The sequence below is a fragment of the Cupriavidus sp. C3SS-1 genome (assembly GCF_057073755.1).
Window position 1 is genome coordinate 463241 of sequence record NZ_CP172699.1, and the last position, 26039, is coordinate 489279.

Annotated in this window: 23 protein-coding genes; 15 read left to right on the plus strand and 8 right to left on the minus strand. The window is 67.1% G+C overall.

Annotated features, from left to right (window positions below):
- Window positions 1–21: 21 nt before the first annotated feature.
- The gene (gene otsA / locus ACIGJC_RS02210) at window positions 22–1413 is read left to right on the plus strand and encodes an alpha,alpha-trehalose-phosphate synthase (UDP-forming) (protein WP_483710399.1); all 1392 of its coding nucleotides are present in this window, start codon (window positions 22–24) and stop codon (window positions 1411–1413) included.
- A 31-nt stretch (window positions 1414–1444) separates the two neighbouring features.
- Complete coding sequence (locus ACIGJC_RS02215; protein WP_483710400.1) at window positions 1445–1798, plus strand: 4a-hydroxytetrahydrobiopterin dehydratase; 354 nt, start codon at window positions 1445–1447, stop codon at window positions 1796–1798.
- A gap of 108 nt (window positions 1799–1906) precedes the next feature.
- Here ACIGJC_RS02215 and ACIGJC_RS02220 read toward each other — a convergent pair whose 3' ends face one another.
- The 8 genes from ACIGJC_RS02220 to ACIGJC_RS02255 all read right to left on the minus strand — a co-directional run bounded on the left by ACIGJC_RS02220 (window position 1907) and on the right by ACIGJC_RS02255 (window position 10152).
- Entirely contained in the window at window positions 1907–2512 is a 606-nt protein-coding gene (locus ACIGJC_RS02220; RefSeq protein ID WP_483710401.1) for a nucleotidyltransferase family protein, read from the minus strand.
- A 9-nt stretch (window positions 2513–2521) separates the two neighbouring features.
- Window positions 2522–3544, minus strand: coding sequence for an XdhC family protein (locus ACIGJC_RS02225; RefSeq protein WP_483710402.1), 1023 nt, complete (start codon window positions 3542–3544; stop codon window positions 2522–2524).
- Window positions 3517–4083, minus strand: coding sequence for an SRPBCC family protein (locus tag ACIGJC_RS02230; protein ID WP_483710403.1), 567 nt, complete (start codon window positions 4081–4083; stop codon window positions 3517–3519). Before ACIGJC_RS02230 ends, ACIGJC_RS02225 begins: the two co-directional genes overlap by 28 nt.
- A complete protein-coding gene (locus ACIGJC_RS02235) occupies window positions 4074–5336 on the minus strand; it encodes a vWA domain-containing protein (protein ID WP_483710404.1) in 1263 nt (420 codons plus the stop codon). Before ACIGJC_RS02235 ends, ACIGJC_RS02230 begins: the two co-directional genes overlap by 10 nt.
- Before the next feature lie 3 nt (window positions 5337–5339).
- Window positions 5340–6236, minus strand: a complete 897-nt coding sequence (locus ACIGJC_RS02240; protein ID WP_483710405.1) for an AAA family ATPase — start codon at window positions 6234–6236, stop codon at window positions 5340–5342.
- A 190-nt stretch (window positions 6237–6426) separates the two neighbouring features.
- Window positions 6427–7227, minus strand: a complete 801-nt coding sequence (locus ACIGJC_RS02245) for an FAD binding domain-containing protein (RefSeq protein ID WP_483710406.1) — start codon at window positions 7225–7227, stop codon at window positions 6427–6429.
- A gap of 30 nt (window positions 7228–7257) precedes the next feature.
- Complete coding sequence (locus tag ACIGJC_RS02250; protein ID WP_483710407.1) at window positions 7258–9633, minus strand: xanthine dehydrogenase family protein molybdopterin-binding subunit; 2376 nt, start codon at window positions 9631–9633, stop codon at window positions 7258–7260.
- Window positions 9634–9645: 12 nt separating this feature from the next.
- Window positions 9646–10152: a (2Fe-2S)-binding protein gene (locus ACIGJC_RS02255; protein ID WP_483710408.1), complete on the minus strand. Its 507-nt coding sequence runs from the start codon at window positions 10150–10152 to the stop codon at window positions 9646–9648.
- Window positions 10153–10474: 322 nt separating this feature from the next.
- Between ACIGJC_RS02255 and ACIGJC_RS02260 the strand changes: the two genes are divergently transcribed.
- From ACIGJC_RS02260 to ACIGJC_RS02320, 13 genes are all read left to right on the plus strand, one after another.
- The gene (locus ACIGJC_RS02260; RefSeq protein WP_483710409.1) at window positions 10475–11053 is read left to right on the plus strand and encodes a YqaA family protein; all 579 of its coding nucleotides are present in this window, start codon (window positions 10475–10477) and stop codon (window positions 11051–11053) included.
- A gap of 159 nt (window positions 11054–11212) precedes the next feature.
- On the plus strand, window positions 11213–15187 hold the full coding sequence (locus tag ACIGJC_RS02265) for a DUF3683 domain-containing protein (RefSeq protein WP_483710410.1): 3975 nt from the start codon (window positions 11213–11215) through the stop codon (window positions 15185–15187).
- Between the two features lie 53 nt (window positions 15188–15240).
- A complete protein-coding gene (locus ACIGJC_RS02270) occupies window positions 15241–15618 on the plus strand; it encodes an HIT family protein (protein WP_483711452.1) in 378 nt (125 codons plus the stop codon).
- A gap of 133 nt (window positions 15619–15751) precedes the next feature.
- A complete protein-coding gene (locus ACIGJC_RS02275; RefSeq protein WP_483710411.1) occupies window positions 15752–17617 on the plus strand; it encodes an ABC transporter ATP-binding protein/permease in 1866 nt (621 codons plus the stop codon).
- Window positions 17618–17689: 72 nt separating this feature from the next.
- The gene (locus tag ACIGJC_RS02280) at window positions 17690–18106 is read left to right on the plus strand and encodes a gamma-butyrobetaine hydroxylase family protein (RefSeq protein WP_483710412.1); all 417 of its coding nucleotides are present in this window, start codon (window positions 17690–17692) and stop codon (window positions 18104–18106) included.
- Window positions 18107–18127: 21 nt separating this feature from the next.
- Entirely contained in the window at window positions 18128–18859 is a 732-nt protein-coding gene (gene ubiE, locus ACIGJC_RS02285; protein ID WP_483710413.1) for a bifunctional demethylmenaquinone methyltransferase/2-methoxy-6-polyprenyl-1,4-benzoquinol methylase UbiE, read from the plus strand.
- A 71-nt stretch (window positions 18860–18930) separates the two neighbouring features.
- A complete protein-coding gene (locus tag ACIGJC_RS02290) occupies window positions 18931–19905 on the plus strand; it encodes a Tim44 domain-containing protein (RefSeq protein WP_483710414.1) in 975 nt (324 codons plus the stop codon).
- Between the two features lie 150 nt (window positions 19906–20055).
- Window positions 20056–20724: a ubiquinone biosynthesis accessory factor UbiJ gene (locus ACIGJC_RS02295; RefSeq protein WP_483710415.1), complete on the plus strand. Its 669-nt coding sequence runs from the start codon at window positions 20056–20058 to the stop codon at window positions 20722–20724.
- Window positions 20725–20799: 75 nt separating this feature from the next.
- Entirely contained in the window at window positions 20800–22374 is a 1575-nt protein-coding gene (gene ubiB, locus ACIGJC_RS02300; protein ID WP_483710416.1) for a ubiquinone biosynthesis regulatory protein kinase UbiB, read from the plus strand.
- Between the two features lie 20 nt (window positions 22375–22394).
- The gene (locus ACIGJC_RS02305) at window positions 22395–23018 is read left to right on the plus strand and encodes a methyltransferase domain-containing protein (RefSeq protein ID WP_483710417.1); all 624 of its coding nucleotides are present in this window, start codon (window positions 22395–22397) and stop codon (window positions 23016–23018) included.
- A gap of 296 nt (window positions 23019–23314) precedes the next feature.
- Window positions 23315–24751 (plus strand): high affinity choline transporter 1, encoded by a 1437-nt coding sequence (locus ACIGJC_RS02310; RefSeq protein ID WP_483710418.1) that lies wholly within the window; start codon window positions 23315–23317, stop codon window positions 24749–24751.
- A 194-nt stretch (window positions 24752–24945) separates the two neighbouring features.
- Window positions 24946–25284 carry an FmdB family zinc ribbon protein gene (locus ACIGJC_RS02315; protein WP_483710419.1) on the plus strand — a complete coding sequence of 113 codons (339 nt, stop codon included), beginning with the start codon at window positions 24946–24948 and terminating at the stop codon, window positions 25282–25284.
- A gap of 13 nt (window positions 25285–25297) precedes the next feature.
- Window positions 25298–26035, plus strand: a complete 738-nt coding sequence (locus ACIGJC_RS02320; RefSeq protein ID WP_483710420.1) for a DUF502 domain-containing protein — start codon at window positions 25298–25300, stop codon at window positions 26033–26035.
- Window positions 26036–26039: the final 4 nt, after the last annotated feature.

Consider the following 26039-nt stretch of genomic DNA (forward strand, 5'->3'; position numbering starts at 1 on the left):
GATTAACACGAACAGCTCTATATGCCCAGACTAGTAGCGGTATCCAACCGCGTTGCCGATCCGCGCAATGTTGCCGCGGGCGGGCTCGCGGTGGCGTTGTCCGAAGCGCTGCGCCAGACCGGCGGCCTGTGGTTCGGCTGGAGCGGCAAGGCGCTGGAAACTAACCAGGGCGGCACGCCGGGCGAAGGCGAGCTGCATTTGCAGCAAGCCGGCAACGTCACGCTGGCCACGGTGGACCTGTGCCGCGAGGACCACGACTCGTACTATCTCGGCTACAGCAACGGCGTGCTGTGGCCCGCGTTCCACTACCGCCTGGACCTGGCCGACTTCGACTCGAACTACCTCAACGGCTACCGCCGCGTGAACCAGCTCTTCGCGCGCAAGCTGGCGCCGCTGCTGAAGCCCGACGATGTCATCTGGATCCACGACTATCACCTGATCCCGCTGGCGGCCGAACTGCGCGCCATCGGCTGTGGCCAGCGCATCGGCTTTTTCCTGCATATCCCGTTGCCGCCACCGCTGATCCTCGCGGCGATCCCGCAGCATGACTGGCTGATGCGGGCGCTGTTTGCGTATGACCTGATCGGCTTCCAGACCCACACCGACCTCGAGCATTTCTCGCGCTACGTGCAGAACGAAGCGTTCGCCGAACCGATGGGCGAGCATCGCTACCGTGCGTACCATCGCACCGTGCGTGCGGAGGCGTTTCCGATCGGCATCGATGTGGACGAGTTCGCCGAACTGGGGCGTGGCGCGGAGGCGCAGGAAACGTTCGAGATGATGTGCGCGCAGTATGCGCAGCGCCGGTTGCTGCTCGGCATCGACCGGCTCGACTACTCCAAGGGGCTGCCGCAGCGGCTGAAGGCCTTCTACCGGCTGCTCGCCGAGTACCCCGAGAATCGCAAGAGCGCGACGCTGGTACAGATCGCGGCCCCATCGCGCGAATCGGTGGATGCGTATGCGGACTTGCGCAGCGAGATGGAACGTTTAAGCGGCGCGATCAATGGCGAATTCGGCGAGCTGGATTGGATGCCAGTGCGCTATATCCACCGCACCACGGCGCGCAAGCGGCTACCGGGCCTGTGCCGCGCCAGCCGCGTCGCGCTGGTGACGCCGCTGCGCGATGGCATGAACCTGGTCGCCAAGGAATTTATCGCGGCACAGGATCCTGCAGATCCCGGCGTGCTGGTGCTGTCTCGCTTTGCCGGCGCGGCGGAGCAGCTAAAGGAAGCGTTGCTGGTGAACCCCTACGACACGTACTCCACCGCGCAGGCGATCCAGCAGGCCTTGCACATGCCGCTGGCCGAGCGGCAGGCGCGGCATGAGAAGCTGCTGGAACGGGTCCGCTGCCAGGATGTGCATTGGTGGAGTCGGGAATACCTGCGTGCCTTGTCGGAAACCGAGGGCGGCTGAGGACTTGTTGCGGCTGCAGAAGGAGCTAGCCATGACCGAGAGACTGGATTCGCAGACCTGCACGCCGTGCCGTGGGGGCATTCCGCCGCTGGAGCGTGCCGAGGCCGAAGGGCTGCTGGCCGACACGCCCGGATGGACGCTGACCGATGACGCCGGCAGGCTCGAGCGAAGCTTCACCTTCCGCAACTTCGCGCAGGCGCTGGCATTCGCCAATGGCGTGGGACAACTGGCGGAAGCGCAAGGGCATCATCCCGAGATCAGCTTTGGATGGGGGCATGCCACGGTGTCGTGGCGGACCAAGAAGATCAAGGGACTGCACAGGAATGATTTCATCATGGCGGCCAAGACTTCCGGGCTGGCTGAGCAGTTGCGGGAGGGCAGTTAGCGATCACTTGCCTTGAAATGCGGATGGCGTAACGCCTCGTGACGCCGTGGCTCCCCTCTCCAACGCGTGGGAGAGGGCAGGAACCAGGCGCTACGGCATTCGTAGCAGCTAGTTCAAATCCCCCGGCAGATCCACGTCCCTGAACGCCCCGTCGTCCTCCGTCAGGATCCTCGTCACCGGTTGCGCCTTCAACAGCGCCCGCGCTCCCTCGTCCCCGTCGAGCTTCAGCAATTCCTCCCGCCAGGCTGCCCCGAATCCAACCGGGTGCCCGCGCTGCCCGTCGCGCCACGGCGCGGCAATGGTGTCAGGCGTGGTGATGGTCAACGCCACCGCCCTGACCAGTTCCATCGGCAACCACGGCATATCGGCAAGCGCCACCACCCAGCCACGCGCGTCGGGCGTCGCCGCGACCGCGGCGCGCAACGCTGCGCCCATGCCGGCTTCGGCCCCGGCCGCTTCGACCACCCGGCAGCCCCCGCGCCGCAATTCCTCGGCGAGCGCCGGATGGCCAGGCCGGATCACGGCAATCGAGTCAGGCAGCGCAGCGGCCAATGTCCGCGCACTGCGCCACGCGATGGTGCGGCCGTCAGGCAGTGTCTCCAGCAGCTTGTTGCGCTGGCCATTGGCGTCGAAGCGCCGGCCGAACCCGGCCGCCAGGAGAACCCCGGTCGGCAGGTCGGTCTTGATCAGGGGAGCATTGCGGGCGGCGGTCATGGCGCATCCTCAGGTGCTGCAGCTGCTGCCGGTGCCGGCCGCCATTTCCCGTGCCGCCTTGGCGCCTTCCACCTGCAGGATGTCGGGCAGCGAGACATGGTTCTTGGCGGCCACCACTTCGGCCAGGATGGAAATGGCAATCTCCGGCGGCGTGCGGCTGCCGATGAAGATGCCGACCGGGCCGTGCAGGCGGGACAGCTGAACGTCGTTCAGGTCGAATTCCTTGAGGCGCTCGCGCCGTGCCTGGTTGTTGCGACGCGAGCCCAGCGCGCCGACGTAAAACGCGCGCGTGCGCAACGCTTCCATCAGCGCCAGGTCGTCGAGCTTGGGATCGTGCGTGAGCGCAATCACCGCGCAACGCTCGTCGAGGTTCATCTCCGTCACGGTGTCGTCGGGCATGGTCCGCACCATGATCACACCCGGGATGTCCCACGTTTCCGTGTATTCCTCGCGCGGGTCGCACACGGTGACCTGGAAGCCCAGGCCCACGGCAATCTGGCACAGGTACTTCGACAACTGCCCCGCGCCGATCACGAGCATGCGATAGCGCGGGCCGTGAATGGTTCGCAAGGTCTGGCCGTCGAAGGCCAGGCCATCGGTGGCCTCCGCCGGCCCCAGCGTGGCGTTGCCGGTCGCCATGTCGAGCGTGCGCGTCACCAGCCGGCCGTTCTCGACGGCGTCGAGCAGTTCCGCGATGCCGCTCGCGGGGGCGAGCGGCTCGGTCACCAGTTCAATCGTGCCGCCGCACGGCAGGCCGAAGCGGTGGGCTTCCTCGGCGCTGATGCCGTATTTGACAGATTCGGGATGATCCGCGGTGATGCCGAGCCGGCGCACGCGGTCGATCAGATCGTCTTCGATGCAGCCGCCGGACACCGAGCCGACGACAAGCCCGTCATCGCGCACGGCCAGCATCGCGCCTTCCGGGCGGGGCGACGAGCCCCAGGTCCTGACTACCGTCACCAGCAGCACACGGTGGCCTTCCTGCTGCCACCGAACACTGCTTCTCAGGACTTCGAGATCCACGCTGTCCATGATCGCTTCCGCTTGGGTTCCTCTGATTGTTGCTCTGTTTGTTGCGCATCGCTGCCATCGGGGGCGGCGTCTTGTTGTGGTTCGGCATCATCGGGCGCCGGCGCAGCCAGTGCCTCGGTGAAACGCGTGAAAAAGGTCTCCGCCATCTTGCGCGCCGCGGCGTCTACCAGCCGCGAGCCGATCTGCGCGATCTTGCCGCCCACCTGCGCGTTGACCGCATACGTGAGCACCGTTTCATCGCCCTCGGGTTCCAGCGTGACGCGTGCGGACCCTTTGCCGAAACCGGCCGCACCGCCTTGTCCGTCGAACTGGATGGTGTAGCTGTCCGGTGCCTGGATATCCTGCAGCGCCATGCGGCCCTTGAAGCGCGCCTTGACCGGGCCGACCGCCGCGGTCAAGGCGAGCTGGTAGGCATTTTCGCCGTCAGGCTGGATGCTCTCACATCCGGGGATGCACTGCTTGAGCAGCGCGATGTCGTTGAGCGCTTCCCATGCCACTTGCTGAGGCACCGGCAGGCGCTGGCTCTGGTTCATTTCCATGGGGGGCGCTCCTTGTCTCTTGTGATTGGTTTCATAGGCGAAGCGAAAGCCGTGCCGGCGTCCGGCTCGGACAGCAAGGTCTGCAAGCCGAGCAGGCTGTCGAGATTGTGCGCCGGACGCAGCGCATCCACATGCGGCAGGATGGCCTGCACGCCACGCGCCTGCGGCGCGAAGCCGGGGTAGCGCAGCAGCGGGTTGAGCCAGATGATGCGGTGAGCAAAGCGCCGCAGCCGCGCCATCTCCTGGTCCAGCAGGTCGATATGTTCGTGGTCCAGCCCGTCAGTGACGAGCAGTACCGTGGCGCGTCCCGATAGCGTGCGGCGTGCCCACTGGCGGTTGAAGCTCGCCAGCGCTTCGCCGATGCGCGTGCCGCCGGCCCAGTCGCGCACCTGGCCGGTGATGACGGCTACAGCTTCGTCGGGGTCGCGCTCGCGCAAGGCGCGCGTGATGTTGGTGAGCCGCGTGCCGAACAGGAATACGGACAGCCGCTCGCGCGACAGCGTCAACGCATGGCAGAAGTACAGCACGGCGCGCGAGTACTGGCTCATCGATCCGGAGATGTCGAGCAGCAGCACCACCGGCGGCTTGCGTTCGGCATGGCGGCGGTATTTCCAGCGCAGCCATTCGCCATGCTGGCGCACGGCCAGGCGCGCGCTCGCGCGCAGGTCGGCACGCGTGCCGCTGCTGGCCGGACGCAGCCGGCGCGTGCGCTCCATGGCCAGGTGGGCGCGGCGCTTGCGCACCAGGTGCTGCAGCGCGCGCCATTCCTGCCCGGTCAGCGTCTCGAAATCGCGCTGCGCCAGTCGCTCCTGGTCCGAGAACGTCAGCGGCACCGTGATCCGGTCCGCTTCGGTCTGCTGCGGCCGGGCGGGCAGGTCAGGCTGGCGTGCCGCCAATGCATCGGCCAGCCGGTTGCTGCGCCGCGGCGGCGGCGCGCCGGCATCGACGCGCGGCAGCAGCATCGCGCGCAGCTTGCCTTCCCAGTCGGGGTCGCGCCAGAACAGGTCGAAGGCGGCGTCGAACAGCGGCCGCTGGTCGGGGCCGGACAACACCAGCGCGGCCAATGCCGCGCGAACGTCGTCGCGCCGGCCGATGTCCACGTATTGCAGCGCATCGAGCGCGTCGACCGAATGTGCGGGCGACAGCGCGAAGCCGCCGTCGTGCAGCAGCCGCATGAAATGCGCCACGTTGCGCGCCAGCACCGGCAGGGCGGGGCCGGGCTTGCCGGCGCGGGCGGGGTGCAGCGTGGCCATCGGTCAGGTCGCGGCGGATGCGCCCGCGAGCAGTTCGGCCACGGTCGGCCCATCGGCGCGGGCCAGGTCGTCCTGGTACTTGAGCAGCACGCCGAGTGTGTCGCGCACGGACTGCGGGTCCAGTTCGGTCACGCCGAGCGCGGACAGCGCGCGGCACCAGTCGATGGCCTCGGCGATACCGGGCGCCTTGAACAGGTCGATGCCGCGCAGCCGGTGGATGAAATCGACGGCCTGCGCCTGCAGCCGTGCGGCGGCTTCCGGCGCGCGCGCCGCGACGATCTGCAGTTCGCGCTCGCGCTGTGGGTAACCCATCCACTGGTACAGGCAGCGGCGCTTGAGCGCGTCGTGGACCTCGCGCGTGCGGTTGGAGGTGACGATGATCAGCGGCGGCCGCTCGGCGCGGATCACGCCGATCTCGGGGATCGACACCTGGTATTCGGACAGTATCTCGAGCAGGAACGCTTCGAACGGTTCGTCGGCGCGGTCGATCTCGTCGATCAGCAGCACGCGCGGCGCGCCCGGTGCTGCGGGATCGGGCAGCAGGGCTTCGAGCAGCGGGCGTTTCAGCAGGTAGTCGTCGTGATAGAGCGACTGCGCCTCGGGGCGCTCGCCGCGCGCCTCGGCCACGCGCAGGGCCATGATCTGGCGCGGGTAGTCCCATTCGTACAGCGCGCTGGCCGCGTCGAGGCCTTCGTAGCACTGCAGGCGCAGCAGGCGCGTGCCCATGACTTCGGCCATGGCCTGCGCCAGGGCGGTCTTGCCTACGCCGGGTTCGCCTTCAAGGAACAGCGGGCGCTGCATGCGCAGGGCGAGGTACAGCACCGTCGCGGTTTCGCGGTCGGCGAAGTATTGGTGGGATTCGAGGAGCGACTGGGTTTGGTCGATGGAGGTGGGAAGCATGGGCGGCAGCGACTGAAGCGGCTGATGAACGCATTGGTTGCTCCCCGCTCCCGCTTGCGGGAGCGGGGCCGGGGGTGAGGGCCGGCGCTTGCAGTACCGGTCACCTTCACTTCGTGTGACGCCGGCCCTCACCCCCAACCCCTCTCCCCAAGGAGAGAGGGGAGCAAGGCAGAGGCTTGGCGCATGCCGGCTATCCCTTCAGCGCCGCCTCCACCGCCCGCGCCGCCAGCACCGGAATCAAATGTGCCCGGTACTCCGCCGACGCATGCAGATCGGCATTGAGCCGCGATGGATCAACCTTCACCGCCTTCGCCGCTGCCGCGGTGAAGTTGGCCGCCAGCGCCTGTTCCAGCGGCTGGCAGCGGAACACGCTGTCGGCCGCCCCGGTGACGGCGACGCGCACGTTGCCGCCGGTGCGCGCGACCATCACGCCGACCAGCGCGAAGCGAGAGGCCGGGTTGCGGAACTTGATGTAGGCCGCCTTCTCTGGCACCGGGAAGCGCACGGCGGTGATCAGTTCGTCGGGCTCCAGCGCGGTTTCATACAGGCCCTTGAAGAAGTCATCGGCCGCAATGATGCGGCGGTCGGTGACCACACTGGCGCCCAGGCCCAGCACCGCGGCGGGGTAGCAAGCGGCGGGATCGTCATTGGCAAGCGAGCCGCCAATGGTGCCCATCGCGCGCACCTGGCGGTCGCCGATGCCATCGGCCAGCGCGGCCAGCGCGGGAATGCGCTGGCGTACCTCCGCGTTGGCAGCGACGTCGGCATGGCGCGCGGCGGCGCCGATCACGATCTCGTTGCCTTCGACGCGGATATCGCTCATGCCTGGAATGCGGGCCACGTCGATAAGCGTGGACGGCGCGGACAGGCGCAGCTTCATTGCCGCCAGCAGGCTCTGGCCTCCGGCCAGGAACTTGGCGTCCGGATCGGCCCGGAGCTTGGCGACCGCTGCCTTGGCATCCGCCGCGCGTTCAAACTGGAATGCGTACATGTCGGTTTCCTTTACGGTTCGTCGGCGGACTCAGGGCCGGGCGGCCTGGATGGCCTGCCACACGCGGTGCGGCGTGGCGGGCATCTGCAGGTCCTTCACGCCAAGCGGCGACAGCGCATCGACCAGCGCGTTGATGAACGCGGGCGGCGAGCCGATGGCGCCAGCTTCGCCGCAGCCCTTCACGCCGAGCGGGTTGTGCGTGCAGGGCGTGCCCTTGGCGGTTTCCACGGTGAAGTCTGGCAGGTCGCCCGCGCGCGGCATGGCGTAGTCCATGTAGGAACCGGTCAGCAACTGGCCGCTGTCGCTGTCGTAGATGCACTGCTCCAGCATGGCCTGGCCCAGGCCCTGGCCGATGCCGCCGTGTACCTGGCCTTCGACGATCATCGGGTTGATGATGTTGCCGAAGTCGTCGACCGCGGTGAACTTCATCACCTGCGACTCGCCGGTGTCCGGATCGACCTCTACCTCGCACACATAGGCGCCCGACGGATACGTGAAGTTGGTCGGGTCGTAGAACGCGTTCTCGTTCAGGCCCGGCTCCAGCTTGTCGAGCGGATAGTTGTGCGGCACGTACGCGGTCAGCGCGACTTCACCGAAGGTCTTGGTGCGGTCCGTGCCGGCCACGCGGAACACGCCGTTGCTGAACTCGACGTCGGCATCGGACGCCTCCAGCAAGTGCGCGGCGATTTTCTTGGCCTTGGCTTCGATCTTGTCCAGCGCCTTCATGATCGCCGACCCGCCCACTGCGAGCGAGCGCGAGCCATAGGTGCCCATGCCGAACGGCACGCGCCCGGTATCGCCATGCACGATCTCGACCGACTCCAGCGCAATGCCGAGCCGGTCCGCCACGATCTGCGCGAAGGTGGTCTCGTGGCCCTGACCGTGGCTGTGCGAGCCCGTGAACACCGTCACACTGCCGGTCGGGTGCACGCGGATCTCGCCGACCTCGAACAGGCCCGCGCGCGCGCCCAATGCGCCGGCGATGTTCGACGGTGCCAGCCCGCATGCTTCGATGTAGCAGGAGTAGCCAAGGCCGCGCAGCTTGCCGCGCTGCTTTGCCTCGTCCCGGCGGGCCGGGAAGCCCTTCACGTCGGCGAGTTCCTGCGCGCGCGCGAGGCAGGGCTCGTAGTCGCCGGTGTCATAGGTCAGGCCGACCGGCGTGGCATACGGGAACTGGCGGATGAAGTTCTTGCGGCGCAGCTCGGCCGGGTCGGTCTTCAGTTCGTGCGCGGCGGCTTCCACCAGCCGTTCGACCACATAGGTGGCCTCGGGACGCCCGGCGCCGCGGTAGGCGTCCACCGGCGCGGTGTTGGTGAACACCGCCTTGACCTCGGCGTAGATGGCCGGCGTGGCGTACTGCCCGGCCAGCAGCGTCGCATAGAGGATGGTGGGCACGCTACTGGCGAAGGTCGACAGGTACGCGCCCATGTTGGCGGTGGTGTGCACGCGCATGGCCAGGAACTTGCCGTCGCTGTCGAGCGCCAGCTCGGCCTTCGTCACGTGGTCGCGGCCGTGCGCGTCGGTCAGGAACGACTCCGAACGCTCGGCGGTCCACTTGATCGGCCGGCCGACCTTCTTCGAGGCCCAGGTCAGCGCCACGTCTTCCGGATACAGGAAGATCTTCGAGCCGAAGCCGCCGCCGACGTCGGGCGCAATGATGCGCAGCCGCGATTCCGGCAGGCCCAGCACGAAGGCGCCCATCAGCAGGCGTTCCACGTGCGGGTTCTGGTTGGCCACGTAGACGGTGTAGCTGTCGTCCTGGCGCGCGTAGCTGGCGTTGACCGCGCGCGGTTCGATCGCGTTGGGAATCAGCCGGTTGTTGACGATATCGAGCGTGGTCACGTGCGCGGCTTTCGCGAACGCGGCATCGGTCGCGGCCTTGTCGCCGTGGCCCCACGTGTAGCAGGTGTTGGCCGGCACGTCGTCATGCACGAGCGTGGAGGCCGCCGCGGCATCGCCAGCGTTGACGACGGCTGGCAATTCCTCGTAGTCGACCTCGACCTTCTCGGCGGCGTCCTTCGCCTGCGCGAGCGTTTCGGCCACTACCAGGGCGACCTGGTCGCCGACATGGCGTGCCTTGCCCTGTGCGATGACAGGGTGGGGCGGCTCCTTCATCGGCGTGCCGTCGATGCTGTGGATCAGCCAGCCGCACGGCAGGCCGCCCACCTTGTCGGCGGCCATGTCCTCGCCGGTCAGCACGGCGATCACGCCGGGCGAGGCCAGCGCGGCGCTCTTGTCGATCGACCGGATGCGCGCATGCGCATGCGGCGAGCGCACGAAATAGCCGTAGCTCTGCTGCGGCAGGACGATGTCGTCGGTGTACTGGCCGTTGCCGGTCAGGAAGCGGAAGTCTTCCTTGCGCTTGACCGGCGAGCCGACGAACTTCTGCGATTCGGGTGCGTTCATGGCTGGCCTCCCTTACTCGGCGCTCGTGGCGGTGGCGCCGCGCATGGCGGCCTGCCCCTGCTGCACGGCCCTGACGATGTTGTGGTAGCCGGTGCAGCGGCACAGGTTGCCTTCGAGCTGCTGGCGAATGGCGGTGGCATCGGCGTCGGGCTGGGCCTGCACCAGCGCGGTGGCGGCCATCACCATGCCCGGCGTGCAGAAGCCGCACTGCAGGCCGTGGCATTCGCGGAAGGCTTCCTGCATCGGGTGCATCGGCGCCCCGTTGCCGACGCGTATGCCGGACAGTCCTTCGATGGTGGTGACCTCGGCCCCATCGGCCTGCACCGCGAGGATATTGCAGGACTTGACCGCGCGCCCGTCCAGGTGGACCGTGCAGGCGCCGCACTGCGCGGTGTCGCAGCCGACATGGGTGCCGGTAAGGCGAAGCTGTTCGCGCAGGAACTGGACCAGGAGGGTGTTGGGTTCTACCTGGGCGTCAACGGGCTTGCCATTGACCGTCAGGCGGATCGGAATCGCCATGCTTGTCTCCATGTGGGTGGACGCGCATGACCAATTCCCCGAAATCCCAAAATAAACAGCGCGGGACTGGCCACGACGCGGTACTGCCGTTTGCTACGGCTATTTCGTGATATTGGTGCTGCCGGTGCTGCCCACGGCCATTGCCGTGCGGGAGGAACCCCCCGGCGGCCGGCGAACGTTTGGCCGCGACGGGCTGTAACAGTTAATCACAAATCGCGGGCCACTGCCATGCGGGTTGCGCGTGCCCCGAAAGGGGGACAGCTAGAATGATCGAGACTACCCGGCACCAACTCCGGCACTAGCCCGATACCAGCCCCACGACATGGAAGCCTTCTTCGACTGGCTGTTCGACATCGTCGCCTTACCGAAGGTGGGCCTGCCCGCCATTTTCCTCGTCAGCCTGGTGTCGGCCACGCTGCTGCCGCTCGGCTCGGAACCGGCGGTGTTCGGCTATATCAAGCTCAATCCGCATATGTTCTGGCCCGCGGTGGTGGTGGCCACGCTCGGCAATACGGCGGGCGGCGCCATCGACTGGTGGCTCGGCTACGCGGCCAAGCTCGCGCTGGTGCGCTATCGCAAGCGGCGCCAGGCGCGCGAACACGAGCAGGAACATCTCGAGCATCGCAAACATGTGCGCAAGCCCACCAAGCCGAAGCTCGACGCGCGCTACTTCCACTGGATGAGGCGGCTGGGGCCGCCCACGCTGCTGGCATCATGGTTGCCGGCAATTGGTGATCCTTTGTGCACTTTAGCGGGCTGGCTGCGGCTGCCGTTCTGGCCGAGCCTGGTTTATATGGCGATCGGCAAATTCCTGCGCTACCTGGCCATGACAGCCAGCCTGCTGTGGATACCGGACAGTTTTTGGCACAACATTGCTGAAATGTTCCGCGCCTGGTTCTGAACCTGCATGTGGCAGACAGTACACAAGGCGGCGCTAAACCCTTGTTCCGGCACGGGTTGTGCCATGTTGCGGCGCGGCGAAACCGTGCCATGCAGTACAATCGCGCTTTAATGAACGATCGGCGCACACCTTCAGTGCGCCAGCAGGAAGCGGTCCCCCATGAACGCCCCACTCGTGCTCGACGCCAAGCTGGCCGCGCAGGACGCCCCTGCGCGCCTGCGTGAAATCCCCTATAACTACACGTCCTTTTCGGACCGCGAGATTGTCATCCGCCTGCTCGGCGAAGAGGCCTGGCGCATCCTGGACGAGCTGCGCGGCGAGCGCCGTACCGGCCGGTCAGCGCGCATGCTGTACGAAGTGCTGGGCGATATCTGGGTCGTACGCCGCAACCCGTACCTGCAGGACGACCTGCTCGAGAACCCCAAGCGCCGCCAGATGCTGGTGAGCGCGCTGCACCACCGCCTGGGCGAGATCGAGAAGCGCCGCGCCGCCGACCGTGCCGAGCACGCCGAGCCGGCTGCCGAGGACCGCTCGCACCGCGTGGAGCAGCTGGTCGCGTTCGCCAAGCAGGCGATCGAGGACTTCAAGAACGAGTTTGCCGCCGCCTACGACCTGCGCAAGCGCGCGCAGCGCGTGCTGGGCCGCGTCACGCAGAAGGACAACATCAAGTTCGATGGCCTGTCGCGCGTCTCGCACGTGACCGACGCGACCGACTGGCGCGTGGAATATCCGTTCGTCGTGCTGACGCCGGACACCGAGGAAGAGATCGCCGGCCTGGTGAAGGGCTGCTTCGAACTCGGCCTGACCATCATCCCGCGCGGGGGCGGCACCGGCTATACCGGCGGCGCCGTGCCGCTGACGCCGATGAGCGCGGTCATCAACACCGAGAAGCTGGAACAGCTCGGCCCGGTCGAGCAGACCGAGCTGCCGAACGTCCCGCACAAGGTTGCCACCATCTTCTCCGGCGCCGGCGTGGTGACGCGCCGCGTGGCCGACGCCGCCGACAAGGCCGGCCTGGTGTTCGCGGTGGACCCGACCTCGATCGACGCCTCCTGCATCGGCGGCAACGTCGCCATGAACGCGGGTGGCAAGAAGGCCGTGCTGTGGGGCACCGCGCTGGACAACCTGGCCTGGTGGCGCATGGTCGATCCGGAAGGCAACTGGCTGGAAGTCACGCGCCTGGACCACAACCTCGGCAAGATCCACGACGTGCCGGTCGCCACTTTCGAACTGAAGTGGTCCGACGGCAACCGTGCGCCAGGCGAGAAGGTGCTGCGCACCAAGACGCTGGCCATCGAGGGCCGCAAGTTCCGCAAGGAAGGCCTGGGCAAGGACGTCACCGACAAGTTCCTGGCGGGCCTGCCCGGCGTGCAGAAGGAAGGCTGCGACGGCATCATCACCAGCGCGCGCTGGATCCTGCACCGCATGCCGAAGTTCATCCGCACCGTGTGCCTGGAGTTCTTCGGCCAGGCGCGCGATGCGATCCCGAGCATCGTCGAGATCAAGGACTTCCTCGACGCCGAGTCGAAGACCCCGGGCGGCGCCATCCTCGCCGGCCTGGAGCACCTGGACGAGCGCTACCTGCGCGCGGTCGGCTATGCCACCAAGAGCAAGCGCAACGCCTTCCCGAAGATGGTGCTGATCGGCGATATCGTCGGCGACGATGAAGACGCCGTGGCGCGCGCCACCTCGGAAGTCATCCGCATGGCCAACGGCAAGAGCGGCGAAGGCTTTATCGCCGTGAGCCCCGAGGCCCGCAAGAAATTCTGGCTCGACCGTTCGCGCACCGCCGCCATCGCCAGGCACACCAACGCCTTCAAGATCAATGAAGACGTGGTGATCCCGCTGCCGCGCATGGGCGAGTACACCGACGGCATCGAGCGCATCAATATCGAGCTGTCGATCAAGAACAAGCTCGCGCTGGTCGACGCGCTGGAGGCCTTCTTCGCGCGCGGCAACCTGCCGCTGGGCCGCAGCGACGACGCCAACGAGATCCCAAGCGCCGAGCTGCTGGAAGACCGCGTCCAGCACGCGCTCACGCTGCTGCGCGAAATCCGCGCGCGCTGGCGCTACCTGCAGGACCACCTCGATGTGCCGCTGGCCACCGCCAAGGCGTCGCTGATCGGCCACGGCCTGGGCCTGCTCGGCCAGGCCTTCGACGCGCGCCTGGTGCAGCAGCCCGATGCCACGGTGTTCCACCTGCTGCAGGACCGCACCATCCGCGTGTCCTGGAAGGCCGAAGTGCGCGCCGAGCTGCGCAAGATCTTCAATGGCGGCGAGTTCAAGCCGATCCTCGACGAAGCGCAGGCGATCCACAAGCAGGTGCTGCGCGGGCGCGTGTTCGTGGCGCTGCATATGCACGCCGGCGACGGCAACGTGCACACCAACATCCCGGTCAACTCCGACAACTACGAGATGCTCCAGGATGCCCACCGCGCGGTGGCTCGCATCATGGACCTGGCGCGCTCGCTCGACGGCGTGATTTCCGGCGAGCACGGCATCGGCATTACCAAGCTGGAATTCCTGACCGAGGAAGAGATCGGCGACTTCCGCACCTACAAGCAGAAGGTCGATCCGCAGGGCCGCTTCAACAAGGGCAAGCTGCTGCCGGGCGCGGACCTGCGCAATGCGTACACGCCGTCGTTCGGGCTCATGGGGCACGAGTCCATCATCATGCAGCAGAGCGACATCGGCGCCATCGCCGACAGCGTCAAGGACTGCCTGCGCTGCGGCAAGTGCAAGCCGGTGTGCGCCACGCACGTGCCGCGCGCCAACCTGCTGTACAGCCCGCGCAACAAGATCCTGGCGACCTCGCTGCTGGTCGAGGCCTTCCTGTATGAAGAGCAGACCCGCCGCGGCGTGTCGATCAAGCACTGGGACGAGTTCTCGGACGTGGCCGACCACTGCACGGTGTGCCACAAGTGCGCGACGCCGTGCCCGGTCAAGATCGACTTCGGCGATGTGTCGATGAACATGCGCAACCTGCTGCGCAAGATGGGGCAGAAAAAGTTCAACCCCGGAACGGCCGCGTCGATGTTCTTCCTGAACGCCACCAACCCCGAGACCATCAACCTGACCCGCAAGGTCATGATCGACTGGGGCTACAAGGCACAGCGCCTGGGCAACGAGGTGCTGAAGAAGTTCGCGAAGAAGCAGACCGCGCATCCGCCCGCCACCGTGGGCAAGGCGCCGGTGCGCGAGCAGGTGATCCACTTCATCAACAAGAAGATGCCGGGCAACCTGCCCAAGAAGACCGCGCGCGCGCTGCTCGACATCGAGGACAACGAGATCGTGCCGATCATCCGCGACCCGAAGGCGACCACGCCCGAGACCGAAGCGGTGTTCTATTTCCCGGGCTGCGGCTCGGAGCGGCTGTTCTCGCAGGTGGGGCTGGCCACGCAGGCCATGCTCTGGCACGTGGGCGTGCAGACCGTGCTGCCGCCGGGCTACCTGTGCTGCGGTTATCCGCAGCGCGGCAACGGCCAGTATGACAAGGCCGAGAAGATGGTCACGGACAACCGCGTGCTGTTCCACCGCGTGGCCAATACGCTGAACTACCTCGACATCAAGACCGTGGTGGTCAGCTGCGGCACGTGCTACGACCAGCTCGCCGGTTATGAGTTCGAGAAGATCTTCCCGGGCTGCCGCATCATCGACATTCACGAATACCTGCTGGAAAAGGGCGTGAAGCTCGAAGGCGTGACCGGTACGCGCTACATGTACCACGACCCGTGCCACACGCCGATCAAGACCATGGACCCGACCAAGCTGGTCAATGACCTGATGGGCGGCAACGCGGGCGCCGGCAAGATCGAGAAGAACGAGCGCTGCTGCGGGGAATCCGGCACGCTGGCGGTGACCCGTCCGGATGTCTCGACGCAGATCCGCTTCCGCAAGGAAGAGGAGATGACCAAGGGCGCCGACAAGCTGCGCACCGATGGCTTCACCGGTGACGTCAAGATCCTCACCAGCTGCCCGTCGTGCCTGCAGGGGCTGTCGCGCTACAACGAAGATGCGTCGGTGCAGGCCGACTACATCGTCGTGGAAATGGCGAAGCATCTGCTGGGCGAGAACTGGATGCCGGAGTACGTGGCCAAGGCCAACGCCGGCGGCATCGAGCGGGTGCTGGTGTGACACGCGCAGCGGGTTGCCCGCTGTGTGAGGCCGACGGCGGCGAACTCGTCTGGATGGGCGACCGCGCACGCGTGATCCTGGTCGAGCACGATCGCTTCCCCGGCTTCTGCCGCATCGTCTGGAACGATCATGCGGCCGAGCTGACCGACCTGGAGGATGGCGACCAGGCCTGGCTGATGCGGCTGGTGGCGCGGGTCGAGCGCGTGGTGCGCGAGGTCATGACGCCCGACAAGATCAACCTGGCCGCGTTCGGCAATATGGTGCCGCACCTGCACTGGCATATCATTGCGCGCTACCGCTGGGACACGCATTTCCCCGAGGCAATCTGGGCGGCTCCGCAACGCGCCGCTGACGCGGCGCGAGTGGCCGAGCTGCAAGGCCGGCTGCCGGCGCTGCGTGCGGCACTTTCGGCGCTCGCCACCGACGACTGAGGCCGGCAGGCGCACGGAACCGCGCCGAGCGGGATGCGTCTGACTCGTGTTGTCATGGCAAGGGCCGCCGCGGCCCTTGCTCGTTCCAGAAGAACAAGCCCGCCGAAGCGCCGGCGGGCGAACCGCTGCCGCTATGTCCACGACCCCGACTTCCGTTACCGTACCTGGCCCGGCCGTTCCCGCCCGGGCCCTCAAGATCCAGAGCCGGCTGCGCATGGCCGCGACCTGGGCGCTGATCCGGCCCTACTGGAAGTCCGAAGACCGCAAGGCCGGCCTTGGCCTGCTGACGCTGGTGGTCGCGCTCAACCTGGGCATCGTCTATATCAACGTGCTGCTCAACGAGTGGAACCGCGTGTTCTACAACGCGCTGGAGCAGCGCGACTATGCCTCGTTCAAGGTGCTGCTGCTGCGCTTTTCGTGGATCGCGGCGTTTTTCATCGTGGCTGCCATCTCCCGGCAGTACTACACGATGATGCTCCAGATGCGCTGGCGTACCTGGATGACGAGCCAGTTCATGGGCCACTGGATGGGGCACCAGGCGTACTACCGCATCGAGCAGACGCATACCACTGACAACCCCGACCAGCGGATCTCCGACGACTTGCGCCAGTTCACCGACGGTGCGCTGACGCTATCGCTGGGCCTGCTCAATTCGGTGGTGACGCTGCTGTCCTTCGTCGGCATCCTGTGGACGGTGTCCGGCCCGATCAGCCTGGCGCTGGGTGGCAACGAAATCGTGATCCCGGGCTATATGGTGTGGTTTGCGGCGGGCTACGCGGTGATCGGTTCGCTGATTGCGCACGTGGTCGGACGGCCGCTGATCGGCCTGAATTTCCAGCAGGAACAATACGAAGCCGATTTCCGTTTCACGCTGGTGCGCCTGCGCGAGAACAGCGAACCCGTCGCGCTGTACCGCGGCGAGCCGACCGAGCAGGCCGGCCTGCGCGCGCGCTTCGACCGCATCCGCGCGAACTGGAACCAGCTGATGCGCTATACGCGGCGGCTGACCTTCGTGAGTTCCGGCTATGCCCAGTTCGCCATCATCTTCCCGATCCTTGTGGCCGCACCACGCTACTTCGCCGGCAAGATGACCCTCGGCGGCCTGATGCAGACCAGCTCCGCCTTCGGCCAGGTGCAGGGCGCGCTGTCGTGGTTCGTGGACAGCTACGCCACGCTGGTGGGCTGGAAGGCCGCGGCCAACCGGTTGATCGATTTCCAGGAAGCGATCCGCGTTGCCGAGCGGCAGGACGAGTCGCATACCGGCGTGCGCGATATCGAGGTCGAGCATAGCGGCGAGCCGCAGGCCGGGATCCGTGTCGACGGCCTGGGCCTGGCGCTGCCGGTGCGCGCCCAGCGCGGCGCGAGCGTCGGCCAGCGCCCGCTGGTGGCGCCGTTCTCGCTGTCGATCGCGCCGGGCGAGCGCTGGCTCGTGAATGGACCGTCGGGCTGCGGCAAGAGCGTGCTGTTCCGCGCGCTGGCCGGAATCTGGCCATACGGCAGCGGCACCATCACCATGCCGTCCGACGCGCGCACGCTGTTCCTGCCGCAGCGCAGCTACCTGCCGATCGGCACGCTGGCCGACGCGCTTGCCTATCCGGACGCAGGCACCGCCCACGCGGCCGAGGCGCTGCAGGCGGTGCTGAGGCAGGCGCGGCTGCCTCAGCTCGTGGACCAGCTCGATGTGTTCGACAACTGGTCGCTGCGGCTGTCGCCCGGCGAGCAGCAGCGCCTGGCCTTCGCCCGCGCGCTGCTGCAGAAGCCGCGCTACCTGTTCCTGGACGAGGCGACCAGCGCCCTCGACGAGGAGACTGAGGGCATCATGTACCGGATGGTGGTCGACGCACTGCCCGACGCCGCCATCATCAGCATTGCCCACCGCAGCACGGTCGCGGCGTTCCATGGCCGCCGCCTGCGTTATGTGCCGGATGAGGGCGCCGGCACCCAAGATGGGCAAGGCGAGAGCGCTGCGGTAAGCTATCGGGTCGTATGCGAGGCGTGAACGCGTACCGCAACAGGTAGCACCACGTCGCATCACGCCAACCCACCAGGCGCCCGCGCCGGCGAACCCACTATGGCAGGCCTCGAAAAAGATACTCCCCATCCCACCGCGCTGACGGTGCACACGCAATCGCGCGTGCTTGAAGTCGGCTTCGACAACGGGCGCGACTTCCGGCTGCCGTTCGAGCTGCTGCGCGTGTATTCGCCGTCGGCCGAGGTGCAGGGGCATGGCCCCGGCCAGGAAGTGCTGCAGACCGGCAAGCGCGAGGTCGGCATTGCCGCGGTCGAGCCGGTGGGCAACTACGCCATCCAGATCCGCTTTACCGACGGCCACGATACCGGCATCTATTCCTGGGAACTGCTGTACCGCCTCGGCGACCAGCAGGATGTGCTGTGGGCCGATTACCTGCAGCGCCTGGAAGCCGCCGGCGCCGACCGCGACACGCCCATGGCGGCCGCCGGCGGCCATGGCTGCGGCCATCACCACTGATCTGTACCTGGAGTCTGAGATATGAGCGAAACCCACTTCGGGTTCGACAAGGTCGACGAATCGGAAAAGGCCGGCAAGGTCGCCGGCGTGTTCCATTCGGTCGCCAGCAAGTATGACGTGATGAACGACCTGATGTCGGGCGGCATGCACCGGCTGTGGAAGATGTTCACCATCGCCCAGGCCAACGTGCGGCCCGGCCAGAAGGTGCTGGACATCGCCGGCGGCACCGGCGACCTGGCCAAGGCGTTCGCCAGGCAGGCCGGCCCGACCGGCCAGGTCTGGCTCACGGACATCAACGAGTCGATGCTGCGCGTGGGTCGCGACCGCCTGCTCGACAAGGGCATCGTCACGCCGGTGGCGCTGTGCGACGCCGAACGCATCCCGTTCCCGGACAACTACTTCGACCTGGTCACGGTGGCCTTCGGCCTGCGCAACATGACGCACAAGGACGCCGCGCTGGCCGAAATGCGCCGCGTGGTGAAGCCCGGCGGCAAAGTCATGGTGCTGGAGTTCTCCAAGGTGTGGAAACCGCTGGAGAAGGCCTACGATATCTATTCGTTCAAGGTGCTCCCGTGGCTCGGGGAGAAGGTGGCGGGGGATGCCCCCAGCTATCGTTATCTGGCAGAATCGATCAGAATGCATCCGGACCAGACTTCACTTGTACGCTTGATGGAACAAGTTGGGCTGGAGAAGGTCGAATACTTCAACCTGACGGCCGGAGTCGTGGCGCTCCACGTCGGGCGCAAGTACTAAATCGCCATTTCTGGCTTGAATTCGGCATTTCAGACCGGATTTGAGTGGAAACTGACAAGGGATCACTGAACATGTCTTCGATTCGCGGAAAATTCCTGGTGGGGTCGCTGATTGCCGCGATCGCGCTCGGCGCGGCGCTGGACGCCAATGCCAAGCGCATGGGCGGTTCGCGCAGCATCGGCAAGCAATCGTCCACCGTGACGCAGCAGCGCCAGCAGGCGCCGGCACAGCAAACGCCGTCGCAACAGCCGGCCCAGCAACCTGCGCAGCAGGCTGCGCCGGCCACCGCCGGGGCTGCCGGCGCAGCCGCAGCCGCGGCAAAGCCCAAGCGCAACTGGGCGGGCATGCTTGGCGGCCTTGCCGCGGGTCTGGGCATTGCGGCGCTGCTGTCGCACTTTGGCCTGGGCGGCGCGGCGGCCAGCTTCCTGGCCAACCTGATCCTGATTGCCCTGGTCGCGTTCGTGGTGATCTGGCTGATCCGCAAGTTCCGTGGCGGCAGCCAGCGCAGCCAGCAGCCGGCCTACGCCGGTGCCGGCAATGTGGGCGGCATGGGCGGCAACGCCGAGCCGATGCTGCGCCAGCAGACGCCGACGCCGGCCGCGAATCCGGTGATGCCCGCCGCGAGCGCCGCGCCGCTCGCCGGCGATACCGTGGCCCAGCAGCCGTGGGGCGTGCCGGCCGACTTCGACACCGAAGCCTTCCTGCGCAATGCCAAGGTGCATTTCGTGCGCCTGCAGGCGGCGTGGGATGCCGGCAACCTCGACGACATCCGCGAATTCACGACGCCGGAAATGTTTGCCGAGATCAAGATGGACCTGGCCGAGCGCGGCACCGAAGTCAACAAGACGGACGTGGTCACGCTGGAAGCGCAGATGCTGGGCATTGAATCGTCGCCGACCCAGCACCTGGCCAGCGTGCGCTTCTCGGGCATGATCCGCGAGCGCGCCGGCGAAGCGGCGCAGCCGTTCGCCGAGGTCTGGAACCTGGCCAAGCCGGTTTCCGGAACGGGCGGCTGGCTGCTGGCCGGTATCCAGCAGGAATCCTGAGTGCAGTCAGTGCCCCATGGCGGCGACGCCAGCGGGGAGTAGCTTAGAATGGAGGGCCCGTGCGCAAGCGCGGGCCTTTTCCGTTTGGAGGCGGCGCCCGGCGCTTTTGCCGGCCCTGCCTGTCCAGCCGTTCGCAGCAAGCCAATCGCCATGAACCCTCTGCCTTCCGCCCTGGCCGCGCCCGCCGTTGCCGCGCTGAACCACCTGCTCGAACAGGAACCCTGGGCCCGTGGCCAACTGGCGGCGTTTGCCGGCCGCGTGGTCCGGCTCGACGCGGCCGCGTTCGCGCTGTCGCTGCGCGTGACCGAGGACGGTGCCATCGAGCTGGCGCCCGCGGCCGAAGCGCCGGCGGTCACGATTTTGGTGCCGCTGCAGCAATGGCCGCTGGTTGCCGCCGACGTGGCGGACGGCGGCCAGGCCGCGGCGATGCGCCATGTGCGCATCGAAGGCGACGCCGAGCTGGCCAACACGGTTTCGATGCTGGCGCGCAACCTGCGCTGGGACGCGGCCGAGGACTTGTCGCGCGCGTTTCGCGGGATCCTCGGCGGCCCGCTCAGCGACAGCCTGGCCCAGCGCATGGTCGATGGCGCGCGCCAGGCCCATGAGCAGGCTACGCGCGTCGGGCGCACGCTGGTCGAGAACGTCACCGAGTACCTGCTGGATGAAAAGCCGACGCTGGTGCGCCATGGGGCGCTGGACGGCTTTGGCGCCGACGTGGGCCGCCTGCGCGATGACCTGGCCCGCCTGGAGAAACGCCTGGAGCGGCTCGAGCGCGCCCGTCCCGCCGGGTCGACGGCGCTGCCGTCCGCCCATCGCTGATCGCGCCGCCGGCATGACGCCAATTTCTGCTGCCGCCCGCCTCGCGCAGCGCCACCGTTTCCTGAACTCCGTCGCATGACCCGCCTTCTGCGCCTCGGCAAGATCCTCTTCGTCATCCTGTACTACGGGCTGGACGAGCTTGTGCTGTCCGGTTTCCAGAACCGCAAGATCCGCTTCCTGGTCCGCGTCATGACCATCGGGCGCAAGCTGGACATGCCGCGCGGCGAGCGGCTGCGGCTGGCGCTGACCAAGCTTGGGCCGATCTTCGTCAAGTTCGGCCAGGTCCTGTCCACGCGCCGCGACCTGATGCCGCCGGATATCGCCGACGAGCTGGCGATGTTGCAGGACCAGGTGCCGCCTTTCGACTCGGCGGTGGCCGTGCGGATCGTCGAGCGTTCGCTCGGGCGCTCGCTCGACGAGCTGTTCGAGACGTTCGAGCATCAGCCCGTGGCCAGCGCGTCCATCGCGCAGGTGCACTTCGCCACGCTGCGGGGCGGCCCGAACCATGGCCGCGAGGTGGCCGTCAAGGTGCTGCGGCCCGGCATGCTGCCGGTGATCGACAGCGACCTGGCGCTGATGCGCGACATGGCCACCTGGCTCGAGCGTTTCTGGGCCGACGGCAAGCGCCTGAAGCCGCGCGAGGTGGTGGCCGAGTTCGACAAGTACCTGCACGACGAACTCGACCTGATGATCGAGGCGGCCAACGCCAGCCAGCTGCGCCGCAACTTTGCCGATACCAACCTGCTGCTGGTGCCCGAAGTGTTCTGGGACTGGTGCAGCAGCACGGTGTTCGTGATGGAGCGCATGCACGGCATCCCGATCTCGCGCACCGAATCGCTCAAGGCGGCCGGCGTCGACATGCACCAGCTCGCGGAAGAGGGCGTCGAGATCTTCTTCACGCAGGTGTTCCGCGACGGCTTCTTCCATGCCGACATGCACCCCGGCAACATCCTGGTATCGGTGCAGCCGGAAACCTTTGGCCGCTATATCGCGCTGGACTTCGGCATCGTCGGCGCGCTGTCGGAATTCGACAAGAACTACCTGGCGCAGAATTTCATCGCCTTCTTCCGCCGCGACTATCACCGCGTGGCGCTGCTGCACGTGGAATCGGGCTGGGTGCCGCCCGACACTCGCGTGGAAGAACTCGAAAGCGCGGTGCGCGCCTGCTGCGAGCCGTACTTCGACAAGCCGCTCAAGGAAATCTCGCTGGGCATGGTGCTGATGCGCCTGTTCCAGACCTCGCGCCGCTTCAACGTCGAGATCCAGCCGCAGCTGGTGCTGCTGCAGAAGACGCTGCTCAATATCGAAGGCCTGGGCCGCCAGCTCGACCCCGACCTGGACCTGTGGAAAACCGCAAAGCCGTTCCTTGAACGCTGGATGCACGAGCAGGTGGGCTGGAAGGGCGCGTGGGAACGGATCCAGGTCGAGGCGCCGCTGTGGGCCAAGATGCTGCCCGACTTCCCGCGCCTGGCGCACCAGTTCCTGGAGCGCCGCGCGCTGAACACCAATGGCGAGCAGGAGCGGCTGCTGGCCATGCTCGTCACCGAGCAGCGCCGCACCAACCGGCTGGTCGGCACCGTGCTGCTGCTGGTCGGCGGCTTCCTGGCCGGCATCGTGCTGACCCATCTGCTGGCGTGGTCCGGCTACTGACGCCTCGAAGGAGAGACCACATGAACCCGGCCGACAAGGCAGCCAGCCCGCCGTCCTTCACCACCCGCAATGCCGCGGACCCGGCGTTCTGGGACGAGCGCTTCGAACAAGGCTTCACGCCCTGGGACCTGCAAGGCGTGCCGGCGGAGTTCCAGCAGTTCGTGACCGGCAAGACGCCGTGCCCGACGCTGGTACCCGGCTGCGGCAACGGCTGGGAAGCGGGCTGGCTGTTCGAGCGCGGCTGGCCGGTCACGGCGATCGACTTTTCGCCGCAGGCGGTCGCCTCGGCCCGCCGTGCGCTGGGCCCGGCCGCCGCGATCGTGCGCGAGGCGGATTTTTTCGCCTATACGCCGGAGCCGCGCTGCGAACTGATCTACGAGCGCGCCTTTCTCTGCGCGCTGCCGCCGACGCTGCGGGAAGCCTACGCCGAACGCGTGGCGGCGCTGCTGCCGGCCGGTGGCTTGCTGGCCGGTTATTTCTTTCTGGGCGACAAGCGCGGCGGGCCGCCGTTTGCGATGCTGGCGTCCGACCTGGATGCCCTGCTGGAGCCCGCCTTCGAACGGATCGATGACCGCCCGTCCGCCGCACCGCTGCCGGTCTTCGAAGGGCAGGAGCGCTGGCAGGTCTGGCGCCGCCGGGCCTGACGCAGGCGGCGGCGCAACAGTCCGGCGCCTGCGCTGTGGCCGTTACGCTGCACGGCCGGCCCGATCGGGCCCGGCATCGGATTTTTCTTCGCCGGCCAAGTTCTGCGTCGCTATAATCCGCGTTTTGATTCGGCTACGACCGCAGGCCAAGTGCGCCATCCCGCTCAGGGGACCGGCGTCGCAATGCCCCTCAAGCGGCCCCGACCGATGAATTGGACTCCGGGACGGCAGCCCAGCACCTGCGCCCCGGCATTCGGTTTCTCGCCACAAGGGCACTTTCTGCATAGGGCAGCGGCATGCTGATCTGGTTCGTCATCATCTACTGGGTAATCTCGGTCGGCATCGGCTTGTGGGCCGCGCTGCGCGTGCGCAACACCGCCGATTTCGCCGTGGCCGGGCGCAGCCTGCCGTTCTACGTGGTCACCGCCACCGTCTTCGCCACCTGGTTCGGTTCCGAAACCGTGCTGGGCATTCCCGCGGTATTCCTGAAAGAAGGCCTGTCCGGCGTGGTCTCGGACCCGTTCGGCTCGTCGCTGTGCCTGATCCTGGTGGGCCTGTTCTTCGCGCGGCCGCTGTACCGGATGAACCTGCTCACCATCGGCGACTACTACCACAACCGCTACGGGCGGCTGGCCGAGGTGCTGACCACGCTGTGCATCGTGGTGTCCTACCTGGGCTGGGTGGCGGCGCAGATCAAGGCGCTCGGGCTGGTGTTCTACACGGTCTCCGACGGCGCGCTGTCGCAGGACGCCGGCATGATGATCGGCGCGGCCAGCGTGCTCGTGTACACGCTGTTCGGCGGCATGTGGGCGGTGGCGGTGACGGACTTCCTCCAGATGATCATCATCGTGGTGGGCATGCTCTACATCGGCTACGAGGTCAGCGGCCAGGCCGGCGGCGTGGTGGCGGTGGTGTCGCATGCGGCGGCAGCCGGCAAGTTCGAGTTCCTGCCCTCGCTGGACCTGGTGCAGATCATCGGGTTTGCGGCGGCGCTGTTCACCATGATGCTCGGCTCGATTCCGCAGCAGGACGTGTTCCAGCGCGTGACGTCGTCGCGCACCGAAAAGATTGCCGGGCGCGCGTCGGTGCTGGGCGGCGTGCTGTATTTCTTCTTCGCCTTCATCCCGATGTTCCTGGCCTATTCGGCCACGCTGATCGATCCGGGCATGGTGGCGAAATACATCAACTCGGATTCCCAGCTGATCCTGCCGCAGCTGATCCTGCAGCACGCGCCGATGTTCGCGCAGGTGATGTTCTTCGGCGCGCTGCTGTCGGCCATCAAGAGCTGCGCCTCGGCGACGCTGCTGGCGCCCTCGGTGACGTTCGCCGAGAACATCCTGCGGCCGTATTTCCGGCATCTCGACGACCGCAAGTTCCTGCGCGTGATGCAGACGGTCGTGCTGGTGTTCACGGGGCTGGTGACCCTGTTCGCGCTGAACTCGCACCTGTCGATCTTCCATATGGTCGAAAATGCCTACAAGGTCACGCTGGTGTCGTCGTTCGTGCCGCTGGCCTTCGGCATGTTCTGGAAGCCCGCCACGCGCCAGGGCGGCCTGGCGGCCATCCTGCTGGGCCTCGGGTCCTGGCTGACCTGCGAGATCGCGTTCGCCGACGCAACCATGCCGCCGCAGATGGTCGGCCTGCTGTTCTCGATCAGCGGCATGGTGGTCGGATCGCTGCTGCCGCAGTGGATTGCGGATCATGCGCCGGTCCAGGAAGTACATATCGCCTGACCGCTACCTCGGCGGGACGGCTGCCTGGTGGCACGTGGCCGGTCCTGGCGGCCGAATGTGCTGCTTCGTGCCCGTATTTCCTCCCGTCAGGCAACCCCGTAAGGGTTTATAATTCAAGGCTTTGCATCGTCGCGCGCGCTCGCGCGGACGACGCCTGCGTTGTTCCGATCCTGATTTTTCGCCAAAGACATACCATGCCGATCTATGCCTACCGTTGCGACGCCTGCGGCCACGGGCGCGATGTGCTGCAGAAGATGAGCGACGCTCCGCTGACCGACTGCCCGTCCTGCGGCGCCGCCGGAAGCTTCAAGAAGCAGCTGACCGCGGCCGGTTTCCAGCTCAAGGGTTCGGGCTGGTACGTGACCGATTTCCGCGGTGGCAGCGGCGGCACCAGCGCCGCGGCGACCTCCGGCGCGGCGGCGCCTGCCGCTGCCGAGAGCACGGCTGCGGCATCGACCGAATCGTCCGCCAGCACCACGGCTTCCTCGGCGCCCGCCGCTGGCGGTTGCGGCAGCGCCTGCGCCTGCCACTGAACGCAGGACGGCCGTGGTCGCTAAGAAAACCTCCGCGCTGAAGACCTGGTTCCTGACCGGGTTGCTGGTGCTCGTGCCGCTGGGCATCACGCTGTGGGTGCTCAGCCTGGTCATCGGCACCATGGACCAGAGCCTGGCGCTGCTGCCCGAGGCCTGGCGCCCGGACCAGCTGCTATTCGGCAAGCGCGTGACCGGCCTTGGCGCCATCCTGACGCTGCTGTGCATCCTGCTGGTCGGGCTGCTCGCGCACAATTTCATCGGCCAGCGCCTGGTGCGCTGGTGGGAAGCGCTGCTGGGCCATATCCCGGTGGTGGGCCCGATCTACACCAGCGTCAAGCAGGTCTCCGACACGCTGCTGTCGTCGTCGGGCAATGCCTTCCGCAAGGCGCTGCTCGTGCAGTACCCGCGTGAAGGCTCGTGGACCATCGCCTTCCTGACCGGCCGTCCGGGCGGCGATGTGCAGAACCACCTGCAGGGCGAATACGTCAGCGTCTACGTGCCGACCACGCCCAATCCGACCTCGGGCTTCTTCCTGATGATGCCCAAGGCCGACACCATCGAACTCGACATGACCGTCGACGCCGCGCTCAAGTACATCGTATCGATGGGCGTGGTGGCACCGGCGGACCTGCCCCGCAAAAACGGCGGCCCGAGCCGCCCGGCGGATCCCGTCAGCCCTGCCAGGGCGACCGGCGCTGATGCCGGCCACGCGGCAGCGGTCGAGACGGCCGATCCTTCGCATACCAATTGATCAC

Bases quoted from the DNA above. Each gene is read 5' to 3' on its own strand.
- otsA (WP_483710399.1), top strand. From the start codon at position 22: ATGCCCAGACTAGTAGCGGTATCCAACCGCGTTGCCGATCCGCGCAAT.
- ACIGJC_RS02215 (WP_483710400.1), top strand. From the start codon at position 1,445: ATGACCGAGAGACTGGATTCGCAGACCTGCACGCCGTGCCGTGGGGGC.
- ACIGJC_RS02220 (WP_483710401.1), bottom strand. From the start codon at position 2,512: ATGACCGCCGCCCGCAATGCTCCCCTGATCAAGACCGACCTGCCGACC.
- ACIGJC_RS02225 (WP_483710402.1), bottom strand. From the start codon at position 3,544: ATGGACAGCGTGGATCTCGAAGTCCTGAGAAGCAGTGTTCGGTGGCAG.
- ACIGJC_RS02230 (WP_483710403.1), bottom strand. From the start codon at position 4,083: ATGGAAATGAACCAGAGCCAGCGCCTGCCGGTGCCTCAGCAAGTGGCA.
- ACIGJC_RS02235 (WP_483710404.1), bottom strand. From the start codon at position 5,336: ATGGCCACGCTGCACCCCGCCCGCGCCGGCAAGCCCGGCCCCGCCCTG.
- ACIGJC_RS02240 (WP_483710405.1), bottom strand. From the start codon at position 6,236: ATGCTTCCCACCTCCATCGACCAAACCCAGTCGCTCCTCGAATCCCAC.
- ACIGJC_RS02245 (WP_483710406.1), bottom strand. From the start codon at position 7,227: ATGTACGCATTCCAGTTTGAACGCGCGGCGGATGCCAAGGCAGCGGTC.
- ACIGJC_RS02250 (WP_483710407.1), bottom strand. From the start codon at position 9,633: ATGAACGCACCCGAATCGCAGAAGTTCGTCGGCTCGCCGGTCAAGCGC.
- ACIGJC_RS02255 (WP_483710408.1), bottom strand. From the start codon at position 10,152: ATGGCGATTCCGATCCGCCTGACGGTCAATGGCAAGCCCGTTGACGCC.
- ACIGJC_RS02260 (WP_483710409.1), top strand. From the start codon at position 10,475: ATGGAAGCCTTCTTCGACTGGCTGTTCGACATCGTCGCCTTACCGAAG.
- ACIGJC_RS02265 (WP_483710410.1), top strand. From the start codon at position 11,213: ATGAACGCCCCACTCGTGCTCGACGCCAAGCTGGCCGCGCAGGACGCC.
- ACIGJC_RS02270 (WP_483711452.1), top strand. From the start codon at position 15,241: ATGGGCGACCGCGCACGCGTGATCCTGGTCGAGCACGATCGCTTCCCC.
- ACIGJC_RS02275 (WP_483710411.1), top strand. From the start codon at position 15,752: ATGTCCACGACCCCGACTTCCGTTACCGTACCTGGCCCGGCCGTTCCC.
- ACIGJC_RS02280 (WP_483710412.1), top strand. From the start codon at position 17,690: ATGGCAGGCCTCGAAAAAGATACTCCCCATCCCACCGCGCTGACGGTG.
- ubiE (WP_483710413.1), top strand. From the start codon at position 18,128: ATGAGCGAAACCCACTTCGGGTTCGACAAGGTCGACGAATCGGAAAAG.
- ACIGJC_RS02290 (WP_483710414.1), top strand. From the start codon at position 18,931: ATGTCTTCGATTCGCGGAAAATTCCTGGTGGGGTCGCTGATTGCCGCG.
- ACIGJC_RS02295 (WP_483710415.1), top strand. From the start codon at position 20,056: ATGAACCCTCTGCCTTCCGCCCTGGCCGCGCCCGCCGTTGCCGCGCTG.
- ubiB (WP_483710416.1), top strand. From the start codon at position 20,800: ATGACCCGCCTTCTGCGCCTCGGCAAGATCCTCTTCGTCATCCTGTAC.
- ACIGJC_RS02305 (WP_483710417.1), top strand. From the start codon at position 22,395: ATGAACCCGGCCGACAAGGCAGCCAGCCCGCCGTCCTTCACCACCCGC.
- ACIGJC_RS02310 (WP_483710418.1), top strand. From the start codon at position 23,315: ATGCTGATCTGGTTCGTCATCATCTACTGGGTAATCTCGGTCGGCATC.
- ACIGJC_RS02315 (WP_483710419.1), top strand. From the start codon at position 24,946: ATGCCGATCTATGCCTACCGTTGCGACGCCTGCGGCCACGGGCGCGAT.